The following is a 20,192-nucleotide window of genomic DNA, read 5'->3' as shown; positions in this document are numbered from 1 at the left end:
GTGATGCCGATGTATCAGAACCCTTACCGCACACCCTCGGCGCGCAAGGCCGACGGAGTGTAGTCCGCAGACTTGGCGTTGAAGCCGAATTCGAAGCTGTGCTTCTCTTCGTTCTTCATTCCCAGGGCAATGTATCGACCGGCAATGATGTCGTAGAGCGCCTCCAGGGTGTAGGCCGGCGTCTGGTGATCGTAGTAATACTGGGCGTGACCTTCGGCCACTCGCCACAGTTGTCCGCGACCGTCGTAGTGATCCGCCAGCGCCACCTGCCAGCTGTCTTCGTCCAGGTACATGTGGCGCTTGGCGTAGATGTGGCGCTCGCTCGACTTGACCGTGCCGACCACTTCCCAGACCCGGTGCAACTCGTAGCGGGTCAGGTCCTGGTTGATGTGCCCGGCCTTCACCACGTCATCGTACTTGAGGCTCGGCGAGTCGAGTTTGTAGCTGTTGTAGGGGATGTACATTTCCTTTTTGCCGATCAGTTTCCAGTCGTAGCGATCCGGCGCACCGGAGAACATGTCGAAGTTGTCCGATGTGCGCAGACCATCGGCGGCGGTGCCCGGCCCGTCGTAGGCCACTTGCGGGGCGCGTCGCACTCGGCGTTGACCGGCGTTGTAGATCCACGCCAGACGTGGCTCTTTCACCTGGTCGAGGGTTTCATGCACCAGCAGTACGTTGCCCGCCAGCCGCGCCGGCGCGGTCACCGACTGTTTGAAGAAGGTCAGCACGTTGGCGTCTTTTTCCGGGTCCAGATCCTTCATCAATTGCGGTACGGCGATCTCTTCCTCGAAGCGGATCGGCGTGTAGCTGCCGTTGGTTTGCGGGGTTACCTGAGTGATGATGCGGCGCAGGTTGCCGCCGTGGTAACGGGTGATGTGGTTCCACAGCACCTCAACGCCGTTCTTCGGAATCGGGAACGCGTAGTAGCGGTTGCCGGTGAAATTGGCCAGGCCGTTACCGTCGTTGATGCTGTTTACGTTCAGCGCACTGCGCTTGGCCGACTCGTAGATTTCCGCCGGCAGACCGACGGTACGATGGGTCGGATAGACCGGGATCTTGTAGGTTTGCGGGTAGCGCTTGAACATCGCCACCTGGCCATCCGAGAGCTTGTCCTTGTACTTGTCGACGGTTGCGGCGGTGATAGTGAACAGCGGTTTTTCACTGGCGAACGGATCAGCCAGGAAGCCTTTGCTGTCGACCGCGCCGGCGTTTTTCTGGATGCCACCGGTCCAGGCCGGGATCGAGCCATCGGCGTTGCCGGCCTTCTCGGCGCCCAGTGGCGTGAGGCTGGTGCCGAGCTTGTTGGCTTCTTCCGGCGAGACCGCCGCCATCACGTGGGCGGCCAGCAGGCTCAGGGCCAGGGCGCCGCATTGCAGAATCATCTTGCGCATTAACATTATCCTTCTCAGCCAGATCAGAAGTTCACACCGAAGCTCAGCGCCAGGAAGTCACGGTCTTCCAGGACGTTGTAGTCACCGCCGAAGAAGTCGGTGTAACTGAGGCTCGCGGTATAAGTGTTGCGGTAATCGGCATCGACACCGACGCTGACCGCCTTGGCGCCTTCGTTGAACAGCCCGTTGGGACCGTAGCCGGCGACGTCATGGGACCAGGACAGGTTGGGTTTGAGGTTGATTCCGCCGATCACGTTGGCGTAATCGAGAATCGCCCGGGCGCGGTAGCCCCAGGAAGTTGAGGTGACGAAGCCATCGGTATCGCCACCGAAACCGTACTGGCCGTAGACCGAATCACGGCCATAACGCAGCTTGCTCCGCGACTCCAGACCACCGACCCGTACCACCGCTGCTTCACCCACCAGGGTCAGCCGTTGGGCGCCCAGCACTTGGTCGAAGAAATGCGTCAGGGTGCTTTGGACCTGGGTCACTTCCTTGCGGCGGTAACCGGTGTTGTCGGCACCTGGTCGGGTCGCGACAGGCGATGCGGCGCCGCCGGCGATCGGGTTAAGCAATGCCAGAGTCAGGTCGTTGGTGCTGACCTGCACCGGAGCGTTGGGCCGATAGCTGATTTCGCCGGTCCAGGCAGTGCCGGTGGGCAAGGTGGTGGAGAAGCTCGCACCGTACAGACGAATGTCTTCCGGGTATTCGAGGTAGTACTGGCCGCGCCCGAGCATCACACTTTGGGCCAGGCCCGAACCGCTACCCGGGGCCAGACGGTTGGCGGTAGTGACCATGCCCGGCAGACTGGCCAGTGTCGACAGCCCGGCGGTGGTGGTGCCGACGGTCGGTGTGCGACTGTGATAGTTCATGAAATAGAGGCCGTATTCGGTGTCATCACCGAGCCAGCGCAACGCCGTGCCCCACTGCCCGGAATCCCGCGCATCGCGATCGCCGCCACGGGGCACGATCACACCTTCACGACTGACTTGGATAGGTTGGCCAAAGGCTGCCGCGAGCGGCGCCAGCGGAGCAATTGCCGGGCTGCCGACGGTGTAACCGGTGTTGCAACCATCCGCCGCCACGTCGACGCCAAAGAAGGTGCCGCAGTTGTCGAGAACGGTCTGATCCCACTCCAGTTGGTAGAAACCTTCCACCGTGAGCTGATCGGTCAGGCCTTGGGAGGCGAACAGCATGTTCACCGGAATCAGGCCTTCCTTGATCTCGGCGCCAGGACGCCGGAACGCGGAAACGTCGACCGGGTTGATGCTGTTGATCGAGTTGCCGATAAAGGTGCTTTCACCCCAGCTGACCACCTGCTTGCCGGCGCGCACGGTGCCCGGCAGATCGGCAATGGAGTAATTGTGATAGATGAATGCATCGAGGATTTGCGCGCCCGAAGACTTGGCGCCCTCTTTGCGACCGTTGTCACTGATCTGCTTGAACTCGCGGTCTTCATCCTTCAGCTCGAAGTCGTACCAGTACTTGCCACGGACAAACACACCCGTGTCGCCGTACTTCAACTCGAGGTCGTGGATACCTTTGAAGATCTTGGAGAAGGTCTCGCCTTTCTTGAAGTTCAGGCGCCCGTCATCACCGGTCGAAGACTGGCCGGTACCGCCGTTGACGGTGCCCACCAGCGACTTGTCGGCATCACGCATGCCCCAGCTCGCACCGACGGACAACGAAGAATCGAACTGCCCCTCGATTTCGCCGATGTTGAATGAAACAGCCTGCGCCTGGGCACAGCAGCCCAAGGCCACCGCAGCGGCCAGCGCGTGCGGTTTGAAGATGGCGCGCATTGTTGTTTTTGTCATGCGTCTTCCCCGGTGAGTGACAGAAGGTCCCACCCTACTGCTGCACGCCGGGAGCGATAAGCGCACCAAGGAGGTATTCGCGTTGTACCTCCAAAGGATGAATGGCCGCTTGGGACGGGGGTTTGCGCGGGGTATGGATGGGCTGGATGGGGGGTTATCAGCGTAGCGCATGGGGCAGGATGAAGTTGGGTCGTGTAGCAGCTTCCGAAGGCTGCGTTCGCTGGTAGCAGCTGCCGAGCTCGCGAGGCTGCGTTCGGCTGCGAAGCAGTCGCAAAATCAGGCACTGCGTTCCGTCAGGTACACTGTGGGACTCAGGGTTTACGACTGCTGCGCAGCCGAACGCAGCCTTCGGCAGCTGCTACATGGGGGCCTGCGACTGTTGCTGAGACTGCAATAGTGCATGTCTGGAATCGCTATTTTTCCGTTGCGCTCAAGCCCTTATTCTTGCCGGGCTTTTGCGGCAAACGGCCTGAAAGCAAAAAGCGACGGGGATGATCGAGCCACCCCGTTGGCGACAGAATCCAGATGATTTGAAGCGTATTTTTCGACTCATCGCCCCGCGTTCACTGACGTTGATTTGTTGCTCCTTGATCTACGTCTTGCTTTGGCCGCTGCGTTTGCAGCGGCCTTTTTTATGGGCGATGGCCTGGCAGCGATCGCCCCCCCCCTTTGCTGTTGAAAACCTCCTTGAAGGACCTTTCCCGCAACAGCATAGGAAATGTCTTTTTATGCGAAAGAACATCCTGCCTTTATTTATATCCACCGAAACTTCTCCCTCTTTTATATGTAATTCCTTACAACCCTCTCAGACCCACACCTGCGGCTTCTGCTGTAACGTTAAATGGCGCGAAACAACCGCTCACTAAAAATACTTTCTTGAATACAACGCACATTCAAAAGGATATGAATATGCAAAAACCTCCACCATTTGTACTGAGCGAAGCTGTGCACACCACAGCACTGGCTCCTCCGGGCATGAACCCCATACCCGCAACTTCATCACATATTCCTAACAGTGGTCATTTCGGCTTCCAGCCGGCAGTCGGGACAATTCTTCACACATTGCGAGCCACTACCAAGACTTCAGAGCAGGAGTATCAAATCCGACTCAGTCAACTACCGCAAACTATCGAACAGGAATTGGCAGCCACAAGACTAGAGGGATCGACCCACCCGCTTCCTCCTGCAGAGGCAATTATTCGCGAACTCGGCGTGCGCAACCGGCTTCTCGCGCGCAAGACCGCCGACTTTCACCACAAAACGGCACTCGCCAATAGTTTTTATGGCGTCGACCCCATTGGCAGGCGTTTGCAGGAGTTCTACCCAAGAGCCTTGACCATGGAAAAGCCGGTCCCCGCGAATGGTATCGCGCTAAAGGCTTGGGTCGCATCGTACCGGGCGGCGTACGAAGCAAGGCTGTTGTCGCAATCGATCCAGATGCTGAATCAGCAGCAAATCAACGTACTCAACTGGCTGGCTGCCGTGCAAGCCAATGATCAAGCGCGAGTCGCTGCAGAACAGGAGGCGCGCCGGGCAGCTGCCGAATTGGCGCGAATCAATGAGCAGGCACGACTTGCGGCGCTTGCTGAAGCCGCTCGACTGGCAGCCGAGCGCGAACGGGTCGCCGCAGAAGAGCGCCGCCAGGAAGCTATTGCAGAGGCAGCACGCCTTCAAAAAGAACAGGAGGAGATCCGCAACCGCGAACAGGCACGGCTTGCGGCATTGGCTGAAGCCCAACGGCTGGCTGTCGAACAGGCGCGGCTCGCCGCCGAAGCAGCCTCCCAACAAGTCGCCGCCGAACAGGCACGTCTCGCAGCCCTGGCCGAGCAGCAGCGACAGGCCGAACTGCGGTGGGCGGAGGCAGAACGACAGGAACAGGAGAAAGGGCAGGCGATTGCCGAAGTCCATCATGTCTACCCCGCTCTCGGTGCGGCAGCTGTCTCTGGCCCGGTATTCGCCTTCGCTTCGACCACCATCACCCTCGCTCCCGCAGGAGCCGCCGCAATACTGACCGCTCTGCGTTCGGCGGTGCAATTTGTGACCATGGCCGGGGCTGCGATGGCAGGCCCGGTGCTGATGGGCTTTGCGGCATTGTTGACGCCTTCGCGTCTGGGCAATGGCGAGCGCTTTGTCATGAGCGTACCGCTCGCGGAACTGTCTTCAGAATCTGCGCAGTCGCTGAGAGCGATCGCTGATCGACAAGGGACATTGGATCTACCGGTGGGGCTGGGTCATCGGCCAATCGACTCAGGGGCCGAGGTGTTCGCCATCACGGCCAACGACTTCGACATTCGCTCCGTGCCGGTGTTGCGCGCCACTTACGACTTGCTCAATGACGTCTATGAGACAGTCCTTCCCGACTCACCGACCGACTTCCTGACCTGGACACCCGCCATCACGCCGAGTGACAACTCGACTGAGTTGCCGATTGCTCAGACGCAGAATCCTGCGTATTCCGGCGCTCCAATCGTGCCAATCGAGGGTCGGCTGGATCTTCATCCGATTCTGGTGGAGGGTTGGGACAGGTTCATCATAGTTTTTCCGGATGATGCGGGAATTGCGCCGCTGTATGTCGTTATCAGCAGTCCCTATCAAGGGGCTTCCGTCAAAGGTAAATACAGTGGGCGTCTTTTCAATCCGGAGCAGGCGGGGGGGCCGATACTGGATCTGGAATGGCGTACGGCGGTCATCACCCAAACCGGAATTGATGCGGTGAAGTTACACATCGCACGGCTCGATCAATCGGACGCCAACGACATGATGGTGCAACGCCTTGAGAAAATCCTGAACGGATATTGGCTGCTCACTGACACGGATCTGCGCTACTACACTCATGAAATGAGGGAGCTTGAGAGGTTTCGAGCGTTGGGGCTCAGCGACGATTTCAAACCCGAACGCGGCTCCTCTGTCTGGAACAACACTCACACAGCAACCTTGGAAGATTACAAACTCAGTAGTGATGACACTGAGCTTTACTCCCCAGACGCAATTCATGCAGGAGACAGGCAGATAGCTCGGATATACGAACAACTGCTTAAAGGAAAGAACGAATGAATACCATTGAGCAAATTGTAAAAAACGAACCCATTGCGGATGTCCTGACAGCTTTCGGAATCGGATTAGCCTATCCCTCACTCGACAGAATGATCGGCCGGTACAGATTTGAAGTCATCGCCAACGGTGAACTACTGAAAACTTATGCAAGGCTTTTCGAAGAAGGCGTACTTGCCGATGGCGAGGGCCCCGTAGCCATTAAAGGCCCAAACTGGAAAGCACCTAAATTCGTGACAGAAAAATTATACGAACAGTAAACAGAAAGGCCACCCAACCACCTCCCGGTGGATGGGCGGCCTCAAACCTTAAATCGAATACTTCTGCAAATTCCCCATCATTTCCTTCAGCGCTTCAATATTGTCCTTCGGATGCGCTGCCCCCTCAAAATCACAAATCTGCTGCCAATGCGCCGCCACATCTTCCGGCGAAAACCCCACCCGCGGATCAAACCCTGCGCCCAGGCTGCGCTCCCAGCGCACTTTGCCCATCCAGCCACCACCCACCTCGAACAGCCCGGATGTTTCCTGGCAATGTTCACTGGCGAGGTACACCACTAGCGGGCTAACCAGCTCCGGTTTGAGTTGTTCGAACACTTGTGGCGGGATCAGGCCTTCGGTCATGCGGGTGCCGCCGGTCGGGGCGATGGCGTTGACCAGGATGTTGTTCTTGCGGCCTTCGATGGCCAGTGTGCGGGTCAGGCCATAGAGGCCGAGTTTGGCCATGCCGTAGTTGGACTGACCGAAGTTGCCGTAGATGCCCGAAGTCGACGCGGTGAAGATCACGCGGCCATAGTTTTGCTCGCGCATGTGTGGCCAGGCGGCGCGGGTGACCTTGTAGGCGCCTTCGACGTGGACGCGGTAAACAAGATCCCAGTCGCTGTCGTCCATTTTGTGAAAGGTCTTGTCCCGCAGAATGCCGGCGTTGTTCACCACGACGTCGACACGGCCGAATGTATCGAGGGCGTGTTGCACGATTTTGTCGCCCTCAGTGACGGAGTCGTGGTTGGCCTCGGCGGTGCCGCCCGCTTCGCGAATTTCCGTCACCACACGGTCCGCTGCCGAAGCATTGGCGCCGTCACCTTGAGCCGAGCCGCCGAGATCATTGACCAGCACTTTGGCGCCCTGCTTCGCGAATAGGAGCGCGTGCGCCCGGCCCAGACCGCCGCCCGCACCAGTGACGATCACGACTTTATCTTCGAAGCGCACAGACTCATTCATGGGGAATTCCAGCAGGCCAAGGGACAATGAGTCCCAGTGTCAGGCACAAGGCGGCTGGTCACAATAAACTCGGAGGAAGCTGAATGGTGCGCAATAAGGCAGCGGGATAGTCAGGAACACGCCACCTTGCGCGGAGATAAAACCAGCCGGTCGCGAAACTCCAGATAGTGCTTGAGCACCTGCACCGGCGCTTCGATCTGCGGGTAATGGCCAATCTCGGGCAGCAGGACCGTGTCCGGGTCGGGAATCAGTTGCCGATAGCGCGCCACCATGTGCGCGCCGGAAACCGGATCGACCTCGCCATCGATGACCCGTAGCGGCACCTCCCCACGCTGCATGGCGCTGACCCAACGCTCACGCTGGACCCGTCGCTGGGGAATATAGCTGATCAATTTGTGCATGATCCGTTGCCCGTGATTACTGTCGATCAGGCTCCAGAAATCATCCAGCTCACTTTCGGTGGGTCGGGTCTGTGGGCCGAAAATCTGCTTGAAACTCTTCACCAAAGCGTCACGGGAAAAGGCTCGCCCGATCATCCAGCCCAAGGGGCTGAGCAGGAGTTTTTGCATCAACACCGGACGATGGGTTTCGGGAAACAACCCGCCATTGAGGAACACGCAACTGGCGATATCTGCGCGCGCTTCATAGTGCCGGGCCAACAATTCCTGAGCCACGCTGTCGCCATAATCATGTGCCAACACGTGAACGGGTTGCTCGACGTTCAGATGCGCCAGTAAGGCCTGCTGCAAATCGGCCTGTTCCAGCAGGCTGTAATCATGGTTCATCGGTTTGGCCGAATCGCCGAAGCCAAGCATGTCGCAGGCAATCACCCGATAGCGCTGTACCAAAGGCTGCCACAGGTAATGCCAGTCCCAACTGGCGGTCGGGAAGCCATGGATCAGCAACAGCGGCTCGCCCTGCCCCGCTGTCCAATAGCGGAGGGGCTGACCGCGAAATACGAACGTCTGGCTGCGTTTGCGCCAGACACACAGAGGAATCTCGGCGAGTCGCATTTAGAGTTTATAACCCGGGTCTTGTTGATCGAGTTTGCGCAGCAGCGCCGGCCAGGCCAGCGCGCCGCCCATCCCTTGAGCACTTTTGGTGACACCGGCAATCATCGCCTTGGCACCCGCCAGAATCTGCGGTTCGATAGCGATCAGCTCCGCGCCACCGTTCTGCGCCAGCACCTGAATCTCGCAGGCGCGCTGGAAGGTAAACATCATCAGGAACGTGTCGGCGATGGTGCCGCCACAGGTCAGCAGACCGTGGTTGTGCAGCATCAGGAAATTGTTTTCTCCGAGGTCGGCTTGCAGTCGCGCCTTCTCTTCGTGGTTCAGCGCGACGCCTTCGTAGGCGTGATAAGCCAGGCTGGAAAGGACGAACAAGGACTGCTGACTGATCGGCAAGATGCCCTGCTTCTGCGCCGATACCGCCACCCCCGCCGCGGTGTGGGTGTGCAGTACACACACGACGTCATGACGGACTTCATGCACGGCGCTGTGGATGGTGTAACCCGCCGGGTTGATCTCGTAAGGGCTGTCCATCAACTTGTTGCCGGCCTGATCGACCTTGACCAGACTCGACGGGGTGATTTCATGGAACATCAGCCCGAACGGGTTGATCAGGAAGTCTTCAGTGCCCGGCACCTTGGCGGAAATATGCGTGAAAATCAGATCGTCCCAGCCGTGCAAGGCGACCAAACGATAACAGGCGGCCAGATCGACGCGGGCCTGCCATTCGGCGGCACTGACCTTGTCTTTGATGCTGTCTGGCGATTGGATGGGGGCTACGCTCACGGCAAGAATTCCCTTTTTTATTTTTCTGGGTTTTATTGTTTTTGCTGCGTTACAGCAGTCTAGTCAGCCCTCGGACTTCGGGTAGTTGCATTGGCAGCCAGCTTGATGGCCGAGCGAGTCAGGGCACGGGTGAGTCTGGATCCATGTCAAAGCAGTGCTGTCAATAAAGGCCGGAGCAGTTAAGCCGTAGCAGCTGTCGAGCCTGCGAGGCTGCGTTCGGCTGCGAAGCAGTCGTGAGTGCGGCAGATAAAGCTGGCCTGGAACACCGCAATTCTGATTTTACGACTGCTGCGCAGCCGAACGCAGCCTCGCGGGCTCGGCAGCTGCTACATAAGTGCGTCGCGGCTGAAATTGCTCAACTGACTGGCATTAGGCGCGAGCGGCCGGTCAGCCCCGCAACACGCTGACCAGTTCCGCCAGCCAAGGCTCGGCGTCGGTTTCCGGCGTCACGGTTTCGCTGGCGTCCAGGCGCAGCATCGGCAGAATTTCTCGAACGCCCAGTTCGCCGAACAATTCACGCATTTGCTCACCGCCGCCGCAGAACGTATCGCCATAACTGGAATCGCCCAAACCGATCACCGCGCCCGGCAAACCGCGCCAGGCGGCGGGCAATTGATCGCGGATCGCCGAATACAGCGGTTGCAGGTTATCCGGCAATTCGCCCATGCCGGTGGTCGAGGTCACCGCCAGAAAGGCTTCGGGCCCAAACGCTTGAACATCGGCGAGTGACGCGCGCGGGTTGTGCCAGGTTTCAAAACCGGCGGCGTTCAAAATGCTTGCAGCGTGACGGGCGACTTCTTCAGCCGTGCCGTACACCGAGCCGGAAAGGATGGCGACTTTCATCAATCTGATCCTGAATCTAAATAAAAGTACGAGATATTAACAGCACCGCCCTCATTGATCTTTTAGAATGCAGCGTATCAATCAATACGCAAAGGACTCTGCGATGATCAACGCCTCATTGCTGCAAATGGTGATCGACGCCTCCAATGACGGCATCGTGATTGCCGAAAAGGAAGGCGAACAGGACAACATCCTGATTTACGTAAACCCGGCGTTCGAACGCCTGACCGGTTATACCAGCGAAGAAATCCTCTATCAGGATTGCCGTTTTTTGCAGGCAGGAGACCGGGATCAGGCAGCCCTCGCATTGATTCGCCAAGCGTTGGGCAGTGGCGGCTCCTGCCGGGAAATCCTCAGGAATTACCGCAAGGACGGCACGCCGTTCTGGAACGAATTGTCGCTTTCCACGGTAAAAAACCCGCACGACGGACAGACCTATTTCGTCGGAGTGCAGAAAGACGTCACGGTTCAGGTCAAGGCGCAGCAGCGAGTCGCGCAGCTGGAAGCACAATTGGCCGAGGCGCAGGCTGAACTTGCCGCACTCAAAACGACGAACGGCTCAAACCAATCTGCGAATTAGTGGTCATTTACTACAATCACCGATGACTTTGTAATTATTCCTTTCGAGCAAATCATGCAGCGCGACGCACTCCTGACGCAGGATGAGCTGGATTTTATCCAGAACATGCAACACAACCCGCAACTCAATGTGCGGGATGCGACGTCGAGTCTGCTCGTCAACGGTGGTTCGCAGATTCGTGATTTGCTCACACGCCTGGCGGCTCATGAGCAAGTCACCATCCAGGCCAATTTCGAAAATCAGCAAATAACCTTCCCGCTGCACTTGGTGGAAGATGAATTTCACGCAATGCATCTGCGCCTCGGCGTCCCCAGCATCTATGAAGACGGGCCGATGATTCGGCCGTGGCGCCTGGCGCTCGAAGAGCCAGTGGCGCTGGAAAATGCCAAGGGCCAACCCGGCACGATGTGGGTGCACGAAATATCGTTCAAAGGTGTATTGCTGGAGGTTCGCAATAAGACCAAGGCGCCAAAGCATTTCGCGTTGTGGTTCAGCCCGTCAGGTTATGAGCGGATTGCATTGCGCGGCACCTTCGAGCGTGAAACCGAACAGGGTTTCTACGCTTATGAGTTGAGCCAGAGCGACAAGGACGAAACCGAACGTCTGCGTCAGTACATCCTTCAGCAGCATCGTCTGACTCATCCTTCACTGCATATCTGAATCTCAGGTATCCAGGTTTCCCGCCAGGAACTGCTTCAGACGCTGGCGCATTAACACTCCCTCGTTACCCAGACAACCGATTGATGATCCGGCCAGGCTCTCCTGTGCCAGGTCCGATGCATCCCCGGCCAGCAACACCTGACAATCCAGGCTCATGGCCAATCGTTTCAAACGTCTAGGCAGTTCGCAGGCCGGTGCGTGACTGGAAACCAGCACCAATGCCTTGGGCTTGATACTTTCACAGATCAGAATCAACTCGTCGAAGGGCTGACCGATCGCCAATAACTGAATAGCCGAATCGACACTGCTCAGATACAGCGCCGTGAGCAGTACTTCGAGTTCACGACATTGGTCGGCCAAGGCGCAAACAATCACTCGTCGAGGTTGCATGACTCGCACCAGCAGCAAGCGTTGCAACACTCGAGCACGTAGAAAACCATCCAGAAAAAGCCACTCGCTGGTCTGACCGAACGCTTCATGGCGTTGTAGCATTAACTTCCAGATCGGAATCAGAATGTCCTGAAACACCACGGTCAGCGGGTAACTGGAAAAAATCTGACCGTAGGCGTGCTCCAGTTGAACTTCGTCAAAAGCACTCACCGCGGTCTGGACCTGCTGCTGCCATTGGTCGTAGTCGACCTGAACGAGATCACTGGGGATGATCTGCGCCAATACTTTGAGCGGTTCGGTCTTGGCCAATATCTTGCTGACCTTGCTGACCGCGACACCGCGCTCGATCCAGCCAACGATGCTGCGAACGCGTTCGACATCTGCCATTGAGTACAAACGGTGCCCACTTTCGGTGCGAGTGGGTTGTATCAAACCATAACGCCGCTCCCACGCGCGTAGCGTGACCGGGTTGACCCCTGTCAGGCGCGATACCTCCCGAATCGGAAACAGTTCTTCTCGAATCAGGGAGGTAATGGAGGGCAAGCCAGGTGCAAGATCGGTCAGCACAGGCATTAAGAATTACGTCCATGTGTAAAATTGGATCCATTCTAACGCTGTTGCACCCGTAGTATTCAACACGTCGTTGAAGGTTTGGCACTGAAGTCCCAGGTATAATCCTTGCTTGTTCCCAGACGCAGCCCACCTATCCCAGCGCTGTGCTCAGCGAAGCTCCTATCCGGAGCGGATGCATTGTAATTTGGAGATACATAATGTCTACCTCACCCGTCACGCTGATGGTTGCGCGCCGCGTTGCCGATGGGCGTTATCAGGACCTCATGGCCTGGTTGCGCGAAGGCGAACAACTGGCCACCGACTTCCCCGGTTACCTGGGCTCTGGCGTGCTCGCTCCGCCGCCCGACGATGACGAATTCCAGATCATCTTCCGCTTCGCCGACGAGCCGACAATGCACGCCTGGGAGCATTCCGCGTCGCGCACTGCCTGGCTGGGACGCGGCAGTGATCTGTTTGCCAACCCCCTGGAACATCGGGTCAGTGGCATCGACGGCTGGTTCGGTGCGGTTGGTCAACGTCCGCCACGCTGGAAACAGGCTGTGGCCATCTGGTTGGCGTTCTTCCCGGTGTCCGTGCTGTTCAACTTTGTATTGGGGCCGCTACTGGCTGAAACGGGTTTGTTGACCCGCGTGTTTGTCAGCACCCTGTGCCTGACGCCATTGATGGTGTATTTCTTCATTCCGCTGTCGACGCGTCTGCTGGCCGGGTGGCTGCATACCTCAGCTGCGCGTCCGTTGCCCGCAGCACCCACCACCCAAAGTCAATAACCGCTTTGACGCCACTCGCAGGACGTAGGTGAACAACTCTCGTCGCTGGTATAGTTTTGCTCTTACCGCGACGCGAGCCGTTCATGACCTCTACCGCAGCCCCAATCCTCATCACCGGTGCCGGCCAGCGTGTCGGCCTGCACTGTGCGCAGCGTTTGCTCGAAGACGGCCATCCAGTCATTTTCAGTTATCGCAACGAGCGCCCAGGTGTGCAAACCCTGCGCGATCTGGGGGCGACCGCGGTGTTTGCGGACTTTTCCAGCGAGGCCGGTATCCTTGCGTTCATCGGCGAGCTGAAAAACCTCACCGACAGCCTGCGGGCGATTGTCCATAACGCTTCCGAATGGCAGGCAGAAACCCCGGGCTGCGAAGCTGCAGCCTTCACTCGCATGTTCAACGTGCACATGCTGACGCCTTACCTGATCAACCTGCACTGTGCCGATTTGCTCAAACGCTCGAGCCCCGCCGACATCGTGCACATCAGCGATGATGTGACCCGCAGGGGCAGCAGCAAGCACATCGGCTACTGCGCCAGCAAAGCCGGGCTCGACAGCCTGACCCTGTCCTTTGCCGCGAAGTACGCGCCTGGCATCAAGGTCAACGGTATCGCCCCAGCCCTGCTAATGTTCAATCCCGACGACGACGCGGCGTACCGCGCCAAGGTTCTGGCCAAATCGGCACTGGGCATCGAACCCGGCAGCGAAGTGATCTACCAGAGCCTGCGCTATTTGCTCGACAACCCTTATGTCACCGGCACGACCCTGACCGTCAACGGCGGACGGCACGTCAAATAAGCCGCTCCCGCGAGGATGTCCCATGACGTTATTCCCGCCACACAACTCCCTGTCCGAGAGCTATCGCGAGATCCTGATCGGCCTCGGTGAAAACCCCGACCGCGAAGGACTGCAAGACACCCCGGTTCGCGCCGCCAAGGCAATGCGATACCTGTGTCATGGTTACGAACAAAGTGTCGAAGAAATCGTCAACGGCGCGCTGTTTGCCTCCGACAACGATGAAATGATCATTGTCGACAACATTGAGCTGTACTCGCTCTGTGAACATCACATGCTGCCCTTCATCGGCAAGGCCCATGTGGCTTATATTCCGACAGGCAAGGTGCTGGGCCTGTCGAAGATTGCGCGGCTTGTGGATATGTTCGCCCGCCGACTGCAAATCCAGGAAAACCTCACCCGGCAAATCGCCGACGCCGTGCAGCAAGTGACCGACGCCGCCGGTGTCGCGGTGGTCATCGAAGCCCAGCATATGTGCATGATGATGCGCGGCGTCGAGAAACAGAATTCGACCATGAACACCTCGGTGATGCTCGGCGCCTTCCGCGAGTCGAGTAATACCCGCCAGGAGTTCCTGCAATTGATTGGACGGAGCAAGTAGCAATGCCACAACTTCAACCAGGAATGGCACGCATCCGGGTCAAGGATCTGTGTTTGCGAACGTTCATCGGGATCAACGAGGACGAAATCCTCAACAAGCAGGATGTGCTGATCAACCTGACCATTCTGTATGCCGCCCAGGATGCCGTGCGCGACAACGATATCGATCACGCGTTGAATTACCGCACCATCACCAAGGCGATCATCGCCCATGTGGAGGGCAATCGCTTTGCCCTGCTCGAGCGCCTGACCCAGGAGTTGCTGGATCTGGTCATGGCTAACGAGTCGGTGCTGTACGCCGAAGTCGAAGTCGACAAGCCCCACGCCTTGCGCTTCGCCGAGTCGGTATCGATTACGCTCGCGGCAAGCCGCTAAGCTTCAAGCTTCAAGCTTCAAGCTTCAAGCTTCAAGCTTCAAGCTTCAAGCTTCAAGCTTCAAGCTTCAAGCTTCAAGCTTCAAGCGGTAAGCTAAAGGGCACCGCAACCCATCTTGCAGCTTGAAGCTTGCTGCTCAAAGCTGTCTCGCAGAGACCCCCATGAACGATCAACAACGCCTGGAACTTGAAGCCGCCGCCTTTCGCCGGCTGGTTACCCACCTGGACAGCCGCAAGGACGTGCAGAACATCGACCTGATGAACCTCTCGGGTTTCTGCCGCAACTGCCTGTCCAAGTGGTACAAGGCCGCTGCCGATGAACGCCAGATCGACGTCAGCCTCGACGAAGCCCGCGAAGTGGTTTACGGCATGCCGTACGCCGAGTGGAAAGCCCGATACCAGAAAGAAGCCAGCGCCGACCAGCAAGCGGCGTTCGCCAAAGGAAAACCCAATGAGTGATCTGAACACCCTGCGCGCCAGCCTAAAGAGCGGCGAACACGCTTTCGCCGATACCTTGGCCTTCATCGCCGCCGGTTACGACTATCAGCCCCGGTCGTTCAATAACGGCGGTGTGGAAAACGCCGCCGGGCAGAACGAAGGTTCGTGCAAGACCCTGGGTCTGGCATTGCTGGAAGGTCTGAGCGACGAAGAAGCGCTGTTGGCATTTGGCGAGCATTACCGCTCGGTGGTGGCCACGCCTGAAGGCAGCGACCACGGCAATATCCGCGCGCTGATTGCGCATGGTTTGGCCGGTGTGAAGTTCACTCAGCAGCCGCTGACTCGCCGCTGATTCAACATCAAAAGATCGCAGCCTCGTTTCACTCGACAGCTCCTACAGGGAAATACGGTCTCTGTGAGCTGTCGAGTGAAACGAGGCTGCGATCTTTTGACCTTCCACCGCACATCCCGACTTTTAAGATTGACCCGGCGACTTTATTTCGTTTGCCGGGCACCGCTGCTCGCGGCTTAGATAAAAAGAAGAAACCCTTCTTCTGAGTCCGGTATCCATGAGCAGCGAAAACATCAGTCGGTCAATCAACATCGTTCATCCCGTCACGCTCAGCCACGGCAAAAATGCCGAGGTCTGGGACACCGATGGCAAACGCTACATCGACTTCGTCGGCGGCATCGGTGTACTGAATCTCGGCCATTGCCATCCGCGGATCGTTCAGGCCATTTGCGAACAGGCCACCCGGCTGACCCACTACGCGTTCAACGCCGCACCGCATGTGCCTTACCTCGAACTCATGGAACGCCTGACGGCGTTTATCCCGGTGGATTACCCGGTCAGCGGCATGCTCACCAACAGCGGTGCGGAAGCTGCGGAAAACGCCCTGAAAATCGTCCGTGGCGCCACCGGTCGCACGGCAGTCATCGCCTTCGACGGCGCCTTCCACGGTCGCACACTCGCCACCCTCAACCTCAACGGCAAAGTCGCGCCCTACAAGCAGAAAGTCGGTGTGCTACCGGGGCCGGTGTTTCACCTGCCCTTCCCCAGCAAAGACAATGACGTGACCTGCGCCGAGGCTCTGAAGGCGATGGAGCGGCTGTTCAGTGTCGAGATCGACGTTGATGACGTGGCCTGTTTTATCGTCGAACCGGTGCAGGGCGAAGCGGGCTTCCTGGCAATGGACGTGGAGTTTGCCCAGGCGCTGCGACGTTTCTGTGATGACAAAGGCATCCTGCTGATCGCCGATGAAATCCAGTCCGGCTTCGGTCGTACCGGCCAGCGGTTTGCGTTCTCGCGACTGGGCATTGAGCCGGACCTGATCCTGCTGGGCAAAAGCATTGCCGGCGGCGTGCCGCTGGGGGCGGTTGTCGGGCGCAAGTCGCTACTCGATAACTTGCCCAAGGGCGGATTGGGCGGAACCTATTCGGGCAACCCCATCGCCTGCGCCGCCGCGTTGGCGACTTTGGACGAAATGAGTGACGCGCATCTGCAAGCCTGGGGCACGCAACAGGAAGAGGCGATTGTCAGCCGCTACGAATCCTGGCGAGCCCGCGAACTGTCACCGTATCTGGGCCGCTTGAGCGGCGTTGGTGCAATGCGCGGCATTGAGCTGAGCAATGCTGACGGCACACCGGCCTCGGCGCAATTGACACAACTGCTGGCTCTCGCGCGCGACTCGGGCTTGTTGCTGATGCCCAGCGGCAAGTCGCGACACATCATTCGTCTGCTGGCGCCATTGACCACTGAGGCCGCCGTGCTGGAGGAAGGGCTGGATATCCTTGAGGCGTGCCTGAAGAAATTGGCTTGATCCCAAAGTCCACACAGTCCATGTGGGAGCAGCCTGCTCGCGATAGCGATTTACCATTCAATCTTGATGTCGACTGATACACCGCTATCGCGAGCAGGCTCGCTCCCACAGGTATTTTGATCGGCAATAATTCGCACGCACAAAAAAACCGGCCGAAGCCGGTTTTTTTATTTCAACAGAATCAGCATCAAGCGTTCTGCAGATCGTCGAGGTAGCGCTCGGCATCCAGTGCCGCCATGCAACCGGCGCCGGCCGAGGTGATGGCCTGACGGTAAACGTGGTCAGCCACGTCACCGGCGGCAAAGATGCCTTCGAGGTTGGTTGCAGTGGCGTTGCCGTCACGGCCGCCCTGCACAACCAGGTAGCCGTCTTTCAACGTCAACTGGCCTTCGAACAACGACGTGTTCGGGGTGTGGCCGATGGCGATGAACACGCCGTCGACTTTCAACTCGTCGAAGCTGCCGTCGTTATTCTTCAGACGGGCACCGGTCACGCCCATGTTGTCGCCCAAGACTTCGTCCAGGTTCGAGTTCAGCTTCAGGACGATCTTGCCTTCGGCAACCCGTGCATTCAGCTTGTCGATCAGGATCTTTTCGGCGCGGAAGGTTTCGCGACGGTGGATCAGGGTTACGGTGCTGGCGATGTTGGCCAGGTACAGGGCTTCTTCCACAGCAGTATTACCGCCACCGACCACAGCCACTGGCTTGTTGCGATAGAAGAAACCGTCGCAGGTCGCGCAGGCCGAAACGCCTTTGCCCATGAACGTTTCTTCCGATGGCAGGCCCAGGTAACGGGCGCTGGCGCCGGTGGCGATGATCAGTGCGTCGCAGGTGTAAGTCGCGCTGTCGCCAATCAGGGTGTACGGCTTGGCGGCGAAGTCCACGGCATTGATGTGATCGAACACGATCTCGGTTTCAAAGCGCTCGGCGTGCTCTTTCATCCGCTCCATCAGCGCCGGGCCGGTCAGGCCGTGGACGTCGCCCGGCCAGTTGTCGACTTCGGTGGTGGTGGTCAGTTGACCGCCAGCCTGCATGCCAGTGATCAGCAGTGGCTTGAGGTTGGCACGGGCGGCATAGACCGCGGCGCTGTAACCGGCAGGGCCGGAACCGAGAATAATCACTCGCGAATGACGAACTTCAGACATGACCTGCTCCTGTTGACCGGCCCGAAACACTGGGCGCGGAACGCCGGATTGCCGGCGGGAATAAAAAAGGACCGTTGAAAGCACTTGGGGAAGGCTTGAACTCGACAGTCCTGTAAAAAGAATGGGTGCAGCGTATCGAGGGGGCGAAGATTAAGGAAATACGGTTTAACAATCCAGCTCATAGGCGGTCTCTATCCCATCGAGGTGAATATATAGACGCCTTTGTTACAGTTAATGTCGATGCCGCTAGCGCGCTTTCGCCTGTCAGGCAAAGCCGGTAAGGTCGGCGCGCTTACCCTTTGCTCGGAGCACGTTATGCCCGCCCCCGTTCTGTCTGGCCCGCAATACCTGCGCGAGGGCCTCAAGCTGGTCCTGAGCCCAAGCCTGCGCTTGTTCGTGTTGTTGCCGCTGGCGATCAACCTGGTGCTGTTCGTCGGATTGATCTATCTGGCCGGCCATCAGTTCAGTATGTGGGTCGATGCGCTGATGCCGTCCCTGCCCGATTGGCTGAGCTTCCTCAGCTACGTCCTCTGGCCGATTTTTGTCGTGTTGGTGGTGTTCATGGTGTTCTTCACCTTCACCATGCTCGCCAACATCATTGCCGCGCCGTTCAATGGCTTCCTCGCGGAGAAAGTCGAAGTGGTGGTGCGCGGCACCGACGACTTCCCGGCCTTCAGCTGGGGTGAACTGATCGCCATGATCCCTCGCACCCTGTCCCGGGAAATGCGCAAACTCGGCTACTTCCTGCCCAGGGCCATCGGGCTGTTCATCCTGTCGTTCATCCCGGTGGTCAACATCATCGCCGCGCCGCTGTGGCTGTTGTTCGGGGTATGGATGATGGCGATCCAGTACATCGACTACCCGGCGGATAACCACAAACTCGGCTGGAACGAAATGCTCGCCTGGCTGCGGCAGAAGCGCTGGCAGAGCCTCGGCTTCGGCGGCAGCGTGTATCTGGTGTTGCTGATTCCGGTGGTCAACATTCTGATGATGCCGGCGGCAGTGGCCGGTGCAACGCTGTTCTGGGTACGTGAGCGTGGCGCGGAGAATCTGGTGGCAGAGCGCTGAGCCTCATGATCTGACAGGAAAACCTCGCTCGCCTGTCACGCTTGAACTGCCCGTTCCCAGCCCACTGATCCACAAGGCTGGTACACATGGCACTGATAGCACAACCATTCCGTCTATTACCTACGGCGGAGGGTGCCGGATGACATCCGACAGGTGATCGGGGGCAAGAAGTGAAATCTGCGGGTTTTGATATCCAATCAAACCGAGTGGTCGAAGAAACTATTTCAGGCAGCATTGCTGCGTCAGAACGCCCGGGGTTTCAAAAGCTACGTGACCGAATGGAATCGGGTGACGTTTTGATCGTTACCAAGCTAGACCGCTTGGGTCGAAATGCAATGGACGTACGTCTCACGGTTGAGAAATTGGCAAACGATGATATCCGAGTGCACTGTTTGGCCTTGGGTGGCGTTGATCTAACCTCTGCGGCCGGGAAGATGACAATGCAAGTCCTTGGGGCAGTCGCGGAGTTTGAGCGTGATCTGCTAATCGAACGCACCCAGCAAGGTTTAAAACGTGCGAAAGCAGAAGGAAAGAAGCTAGGTCGCCCGGTTGCGGTGAAAACGACCGAAAGCGTTAAAAAGCTGAAGAGCCAGGGATACATACAGACCCAAGTCGCATCAGAGTTAGGGATTGGCATTGCAACCGTGAAACGCCACTGGAATACAATCTAGTAGGATGCCGCCGGGGGGGGTAATTTCATCACCACCCTATTTTCGGCCTACACCCCATTCTGGGTCCCCTTGGTGAAACACTATGAATTCCAGGGCTAGTTGCACAAGTAACTGGCCGTACGAGCCTACACCCCTCGACGGGCCTAGGCGTTCAGCTCAACTCAAACGATAGCCTTCCTAAAATGTCTCGAAAACGCCC

At 58.0% G+C, this 20,192-nt stretch carries 21 protein-coding genes; 13 read left to right on the top strand and 8 right to left on the bottom strand.

The features are described from left to right. Positions 1–23: 23 nt before the first annotated feature. Positions 24–1,391, bottom strand: a complete 1,368-nt coding sequence (locus tag ACYZT2_RS05855) for a DUF1329 domain-containing protein (protein WP_461970879.1) — start codon at positions 1,389–1,391, stop codon at positions 24–26. A 23-nt stretch (positions 1,392–1,414) separates the two neighbouring features. Beyond that, on the bottom strand, positions 1,415–3,208 hold the full coding sequence (locus ACYZT2_RS05850; RefSeq protein WP_461970877.1) for a DUF1302 domain-containing protein: 1,794 nt from the start codon (positions 3,206–3,208) through the stop codon (positions 1,415–1,417). A 687-nt stretch (positions 3,209–3,895) separates the two neighbouring features. Between ACYZT2_RS05850 and ACYZT2_RS05845 the strand changes: the two genes are divergently transcribed. Continuing rightward, the gene (locus tag ACYZT2_RS05845; RefSeq protein ID WP_461970875.1) at positions 3,896–6,262 is read left to right on the top strand and encodes an S-type pyocin domain-containing protein; all 2,367 of its coding nucleotides are present in this window, start codon (positions 3,896–3,898) and stop codon (positions 6,260–6,262) included. Next, the gene (locus ACYZT2_RS05840) at positions 6,259–6,519 is read left to right on the top strand and encodes an immunity protein (protein ID WP_461970873.1); all 261 of its coding nucleotides are present in this window, start codon (positions 6,259–6,261) and stop codon (positions 6,517–6,519) included. Before ACYZT2_RS05845 ends, ACYZT2_RS05840 begins: the two co-directional genes overlap by 4 nt. A gap of 48 nt (positions 6,520–6,567) precedes the next feature. On the opposite strand, the gene ACYZT2_RS05835 is transcribed toward ACYZT2_RS05840, so the two are convergent. The 4 genes from ACYZT2_RS05835 to ACYZT2_RS05820 form a co-directional block, all read right to left on the bottom strand. Then, the gene (locus tag ACYZT2_RS05835) at positions 6,568–7,479 is read right to left on the bottom strand and encodes an SDR family oxidoreductase (RefSeq protein WP_461970871.1); all 912 of its coding nucleotides are present in this window, start codon (positions 7,477–7,479) and stop codon (positions 6,568–6,570) included. A 110-nt stretch (positions 7,480–7,589) separates the two neighbouring features. Continuing rightward, positions 7,590–8,492: an alpha/beta fold hydrolase gene (locus ACYZT2_RS05830; RefSeq protein WP_461970869.1), complete on the bottom strand. Its 903-nt coding sequence runs from the start codon at positions 8,490–8,492 to the stop codon at positions 7,590–7,592. Further along, positions 8,493–9,275 carry a class II aldolase/adducin family protein gene (locus ACYZT2_RS05825; protein WP_461970867.1) on the bottom strand — a complete coding sequence of 261 codons (783 nt, stop codon included), beginning with the start codon at positions 9,273–9,275 and terminating at the stop codon, positions 8,493–8,495. Between the two features lie 387 nt (positions 9,276–9,662). Beyond that, positions 9,663–10,118: a flavodoxin gene (locus ACYZT2_RS05820; RefSeq protein ID WP_461970865.1), complete on the bottom strand. Its 456-nt coding sequence runs from the start codon at positions 10,116–10,118 to the stop codon at positions 9,663–9,665. A gap of 103 nt (positions 10,119–10,221) precedes the next feature. On the opposite strand from ACYZT2_RS05820, the gene ACYZT2_RS05815 reads away from it, so the two are divergent. Together ACYZT2_RS05815 and ACYZT2_RS05810 are read left to right on the top strand one after the other, a co-directional pair. Beyond that, positions 10,222–10,698, top strand: a complete 477-nt coding sequence (locus tag ACYZT2_RS05815) for a PAS domain-containing protein (protein ID WP_461970863.1) — start codon at positions 10,222–10,224, stop codon at positions 10,696–10,698. 54 nt (positions 10,699–10,752) lie between these two features. Beyond that, positions 10,753–11,358 carry a hypothetical protein gene (locus tag ACYZT2_RS05810; RefSeq protein WP_461970861.1) on the top strand — a complete coding sequence of 202 codons (606 nt, stop codon included), beginning with the start codon at positions 10,753–10,755 and terminating at the stop codon, positions 11,356–11,358. 3 nt (positions 11,359–11,361) lie between these two features. Here the strand turns inward: ACYZT2_RS05810 and ACYZT2_RS05805 are convergent, their stop codons facing one another. Next, complete coding sequence (locus ACYZT2_RS05805) at positions 11,362–12,321, bottom strand: MerR family transcriptional regulator (protein WP_461970859.1); 960 nt, start codon at positions 12,319–12,321, stop codon at positions 11,362–11,364. A 197-nt stretch (positions 12,322–12,518) separates the two neighbouring features. Here ACYZT2_RS05805 and ACYZT2_RS05800 point away from each other — a divergent pair, with 197 nt between their 5' ends. The 7 genes from ACYZT2_RS05800 to ACYZT2_RS05770 all read left to right on the top strand — a co-directional run bounded on the left by ACYZT2_RS05800 (position 12,519) and on the right by ACYZT2_RS05770 (position 17,110). Continuing rightward, positions 12,519–13,088, top strand: coding sequence for an antibiotic biosynthesis monooxygenase (locus ACYZT2_RS05800; protein ID WP_461970857.1), 570 nt, complete (start codon positions 12,519–12,521; stop codon positions 13,086–13,088). A gap of 83 nt (positions 13,089–13,171) precedes the next feature. Then, positions 13,172–13,882 carry a dihydromonapterin reductase gene (gene folM / locus ACYZT2_RS05795; RefSeq protein WP_461970855.1) on the top strand — a complete coding sequence of 237 codons (711 nt, stop codon included), beginning with the start codon at positions 13,172–13,174 and terminating at the stop codon, positions 13,880–13,882. A 22-nt stretch (positions 13,883–13,904) separates the two neighbouring features. Continuing rightward, positions 13,905–14,480 carry a GTP cyclohydrolase I FolE gene (gene folE / locus ACYZT2_RS05790; RefSeq protein ID WP_461970853.1) on the top strand — a complete coding sequence of 192 codons (576 nt, stop codon included), beginning with the start codon at positions 13,905–13,907 and terminating at the stop codon, positions 14,478–14,480. Positions 14,481–14,482: 2 nt separating this feature from the next. Beyond that, on the top strand, positions 14,483–14,854 hold the full coding sequence (folX, locus tag ACYZT2_RS05785; protein WP_105340102.1) for a dihydroneopterin triphosphate 2'-epimerase: 372 nt from the start codon (positions 14,483–14,485) through the stop codon (positions 14,852–14,854). Positions 14,855–15,014: 160 nt separating this feature from the next. Further along, complete coding sequence (locus ACYZT2_RS05780) at positions 15,015–15,311, top strand: DUF1244 domain-containing protein (RefSeq protein WP_461970851.1); 297 nt, start codon at positions 15,015–15,017, stop codon at positions 15,309–15,311. Next, on the top strand, positions 15,304–15,642 hold the full coding sequence (locus ACYZT2_RS05775; protein ID WP_461970849.1) for a HopJ type III effector protein: 339 nt from the start codon (positions 15,304–15,306) through the stop codon (positions 15,640–15,642). The genes ACYZT2_RS05780 and ACYZT2_RS05775 overlap by 8 nt, the downstream gene beginning before the upstream one ends. 217 nt (positions 15,643–15,859) lie before the next feature. After that, on the top strand, positions 15,860–17,110 hold the full coding sequence (locus tag ACYZT2_RS05770) for a 2-aminoadipate transaminase (RefSeq protein WP_461970847.1): 1,251 nt from the start codon (positions 15,860–15,862) through the stop codon (positions 17,108–17,110). A gap of 187 nt (positions 17,111–17,297) precedes the next feature. On the opposite strand, the gene trxB is transcribed toward ACYZT2_RS05770, so the two are convergent. Continuing rightward, on the bottom strand, positions 17,298–18,254 hold the full coding sequence (gene trxB, locus ACYZT2_RS05765; protein WP_461970845.1) for a thioredoxin-disulfide reductase: 957 nt from the start codon (positions 18,252–18,254) through the stop codon (positions 17,298–17,300). A 315-nt stretch (positions 18,255–18,569) separates the two neighbouring features. Between trxB and cysZ the strand changes: the two genes are divergently transcribed. Both cysZ and ACYZT2_RS05755 read left to right on the top strand, forming a co-directional pair. Beyond that, positions 18,570–19,322 carry a sulfate transporter CysZ gene (gene cysZ, locus ACYZT2_RS05760; RefSeq protein WP_461970843.1) on the top strand — a complete coding sequence of 251 codons (753 nt, stop codon included), beginning with the start codon at positions 18,570–18,572 and terminating at the stop codon, positions 19,320–19,322. 170 nt (positions 19,323–19,492) lie between these two features. Then, positions 19,493–19,993, top strand: a complete 501-nt coding sequence (locus ACYZT2_RS05755; RefSeq protein WP_461970841.1) for a recombinase family protein — start codon at positions 19,493–19,495, stop codon at positions 19,991–19,993. Positions 19,994–20,192: the final 199 nt, after the last annotated feature.

The organism is Pseudomonas sp. MDT1-85 (assembly GCF_054898065.1).
Note: the sequence above shows the minus strand (reverse complement) of the source record. Positions and strands in the feature narration are given on the sequence as shown.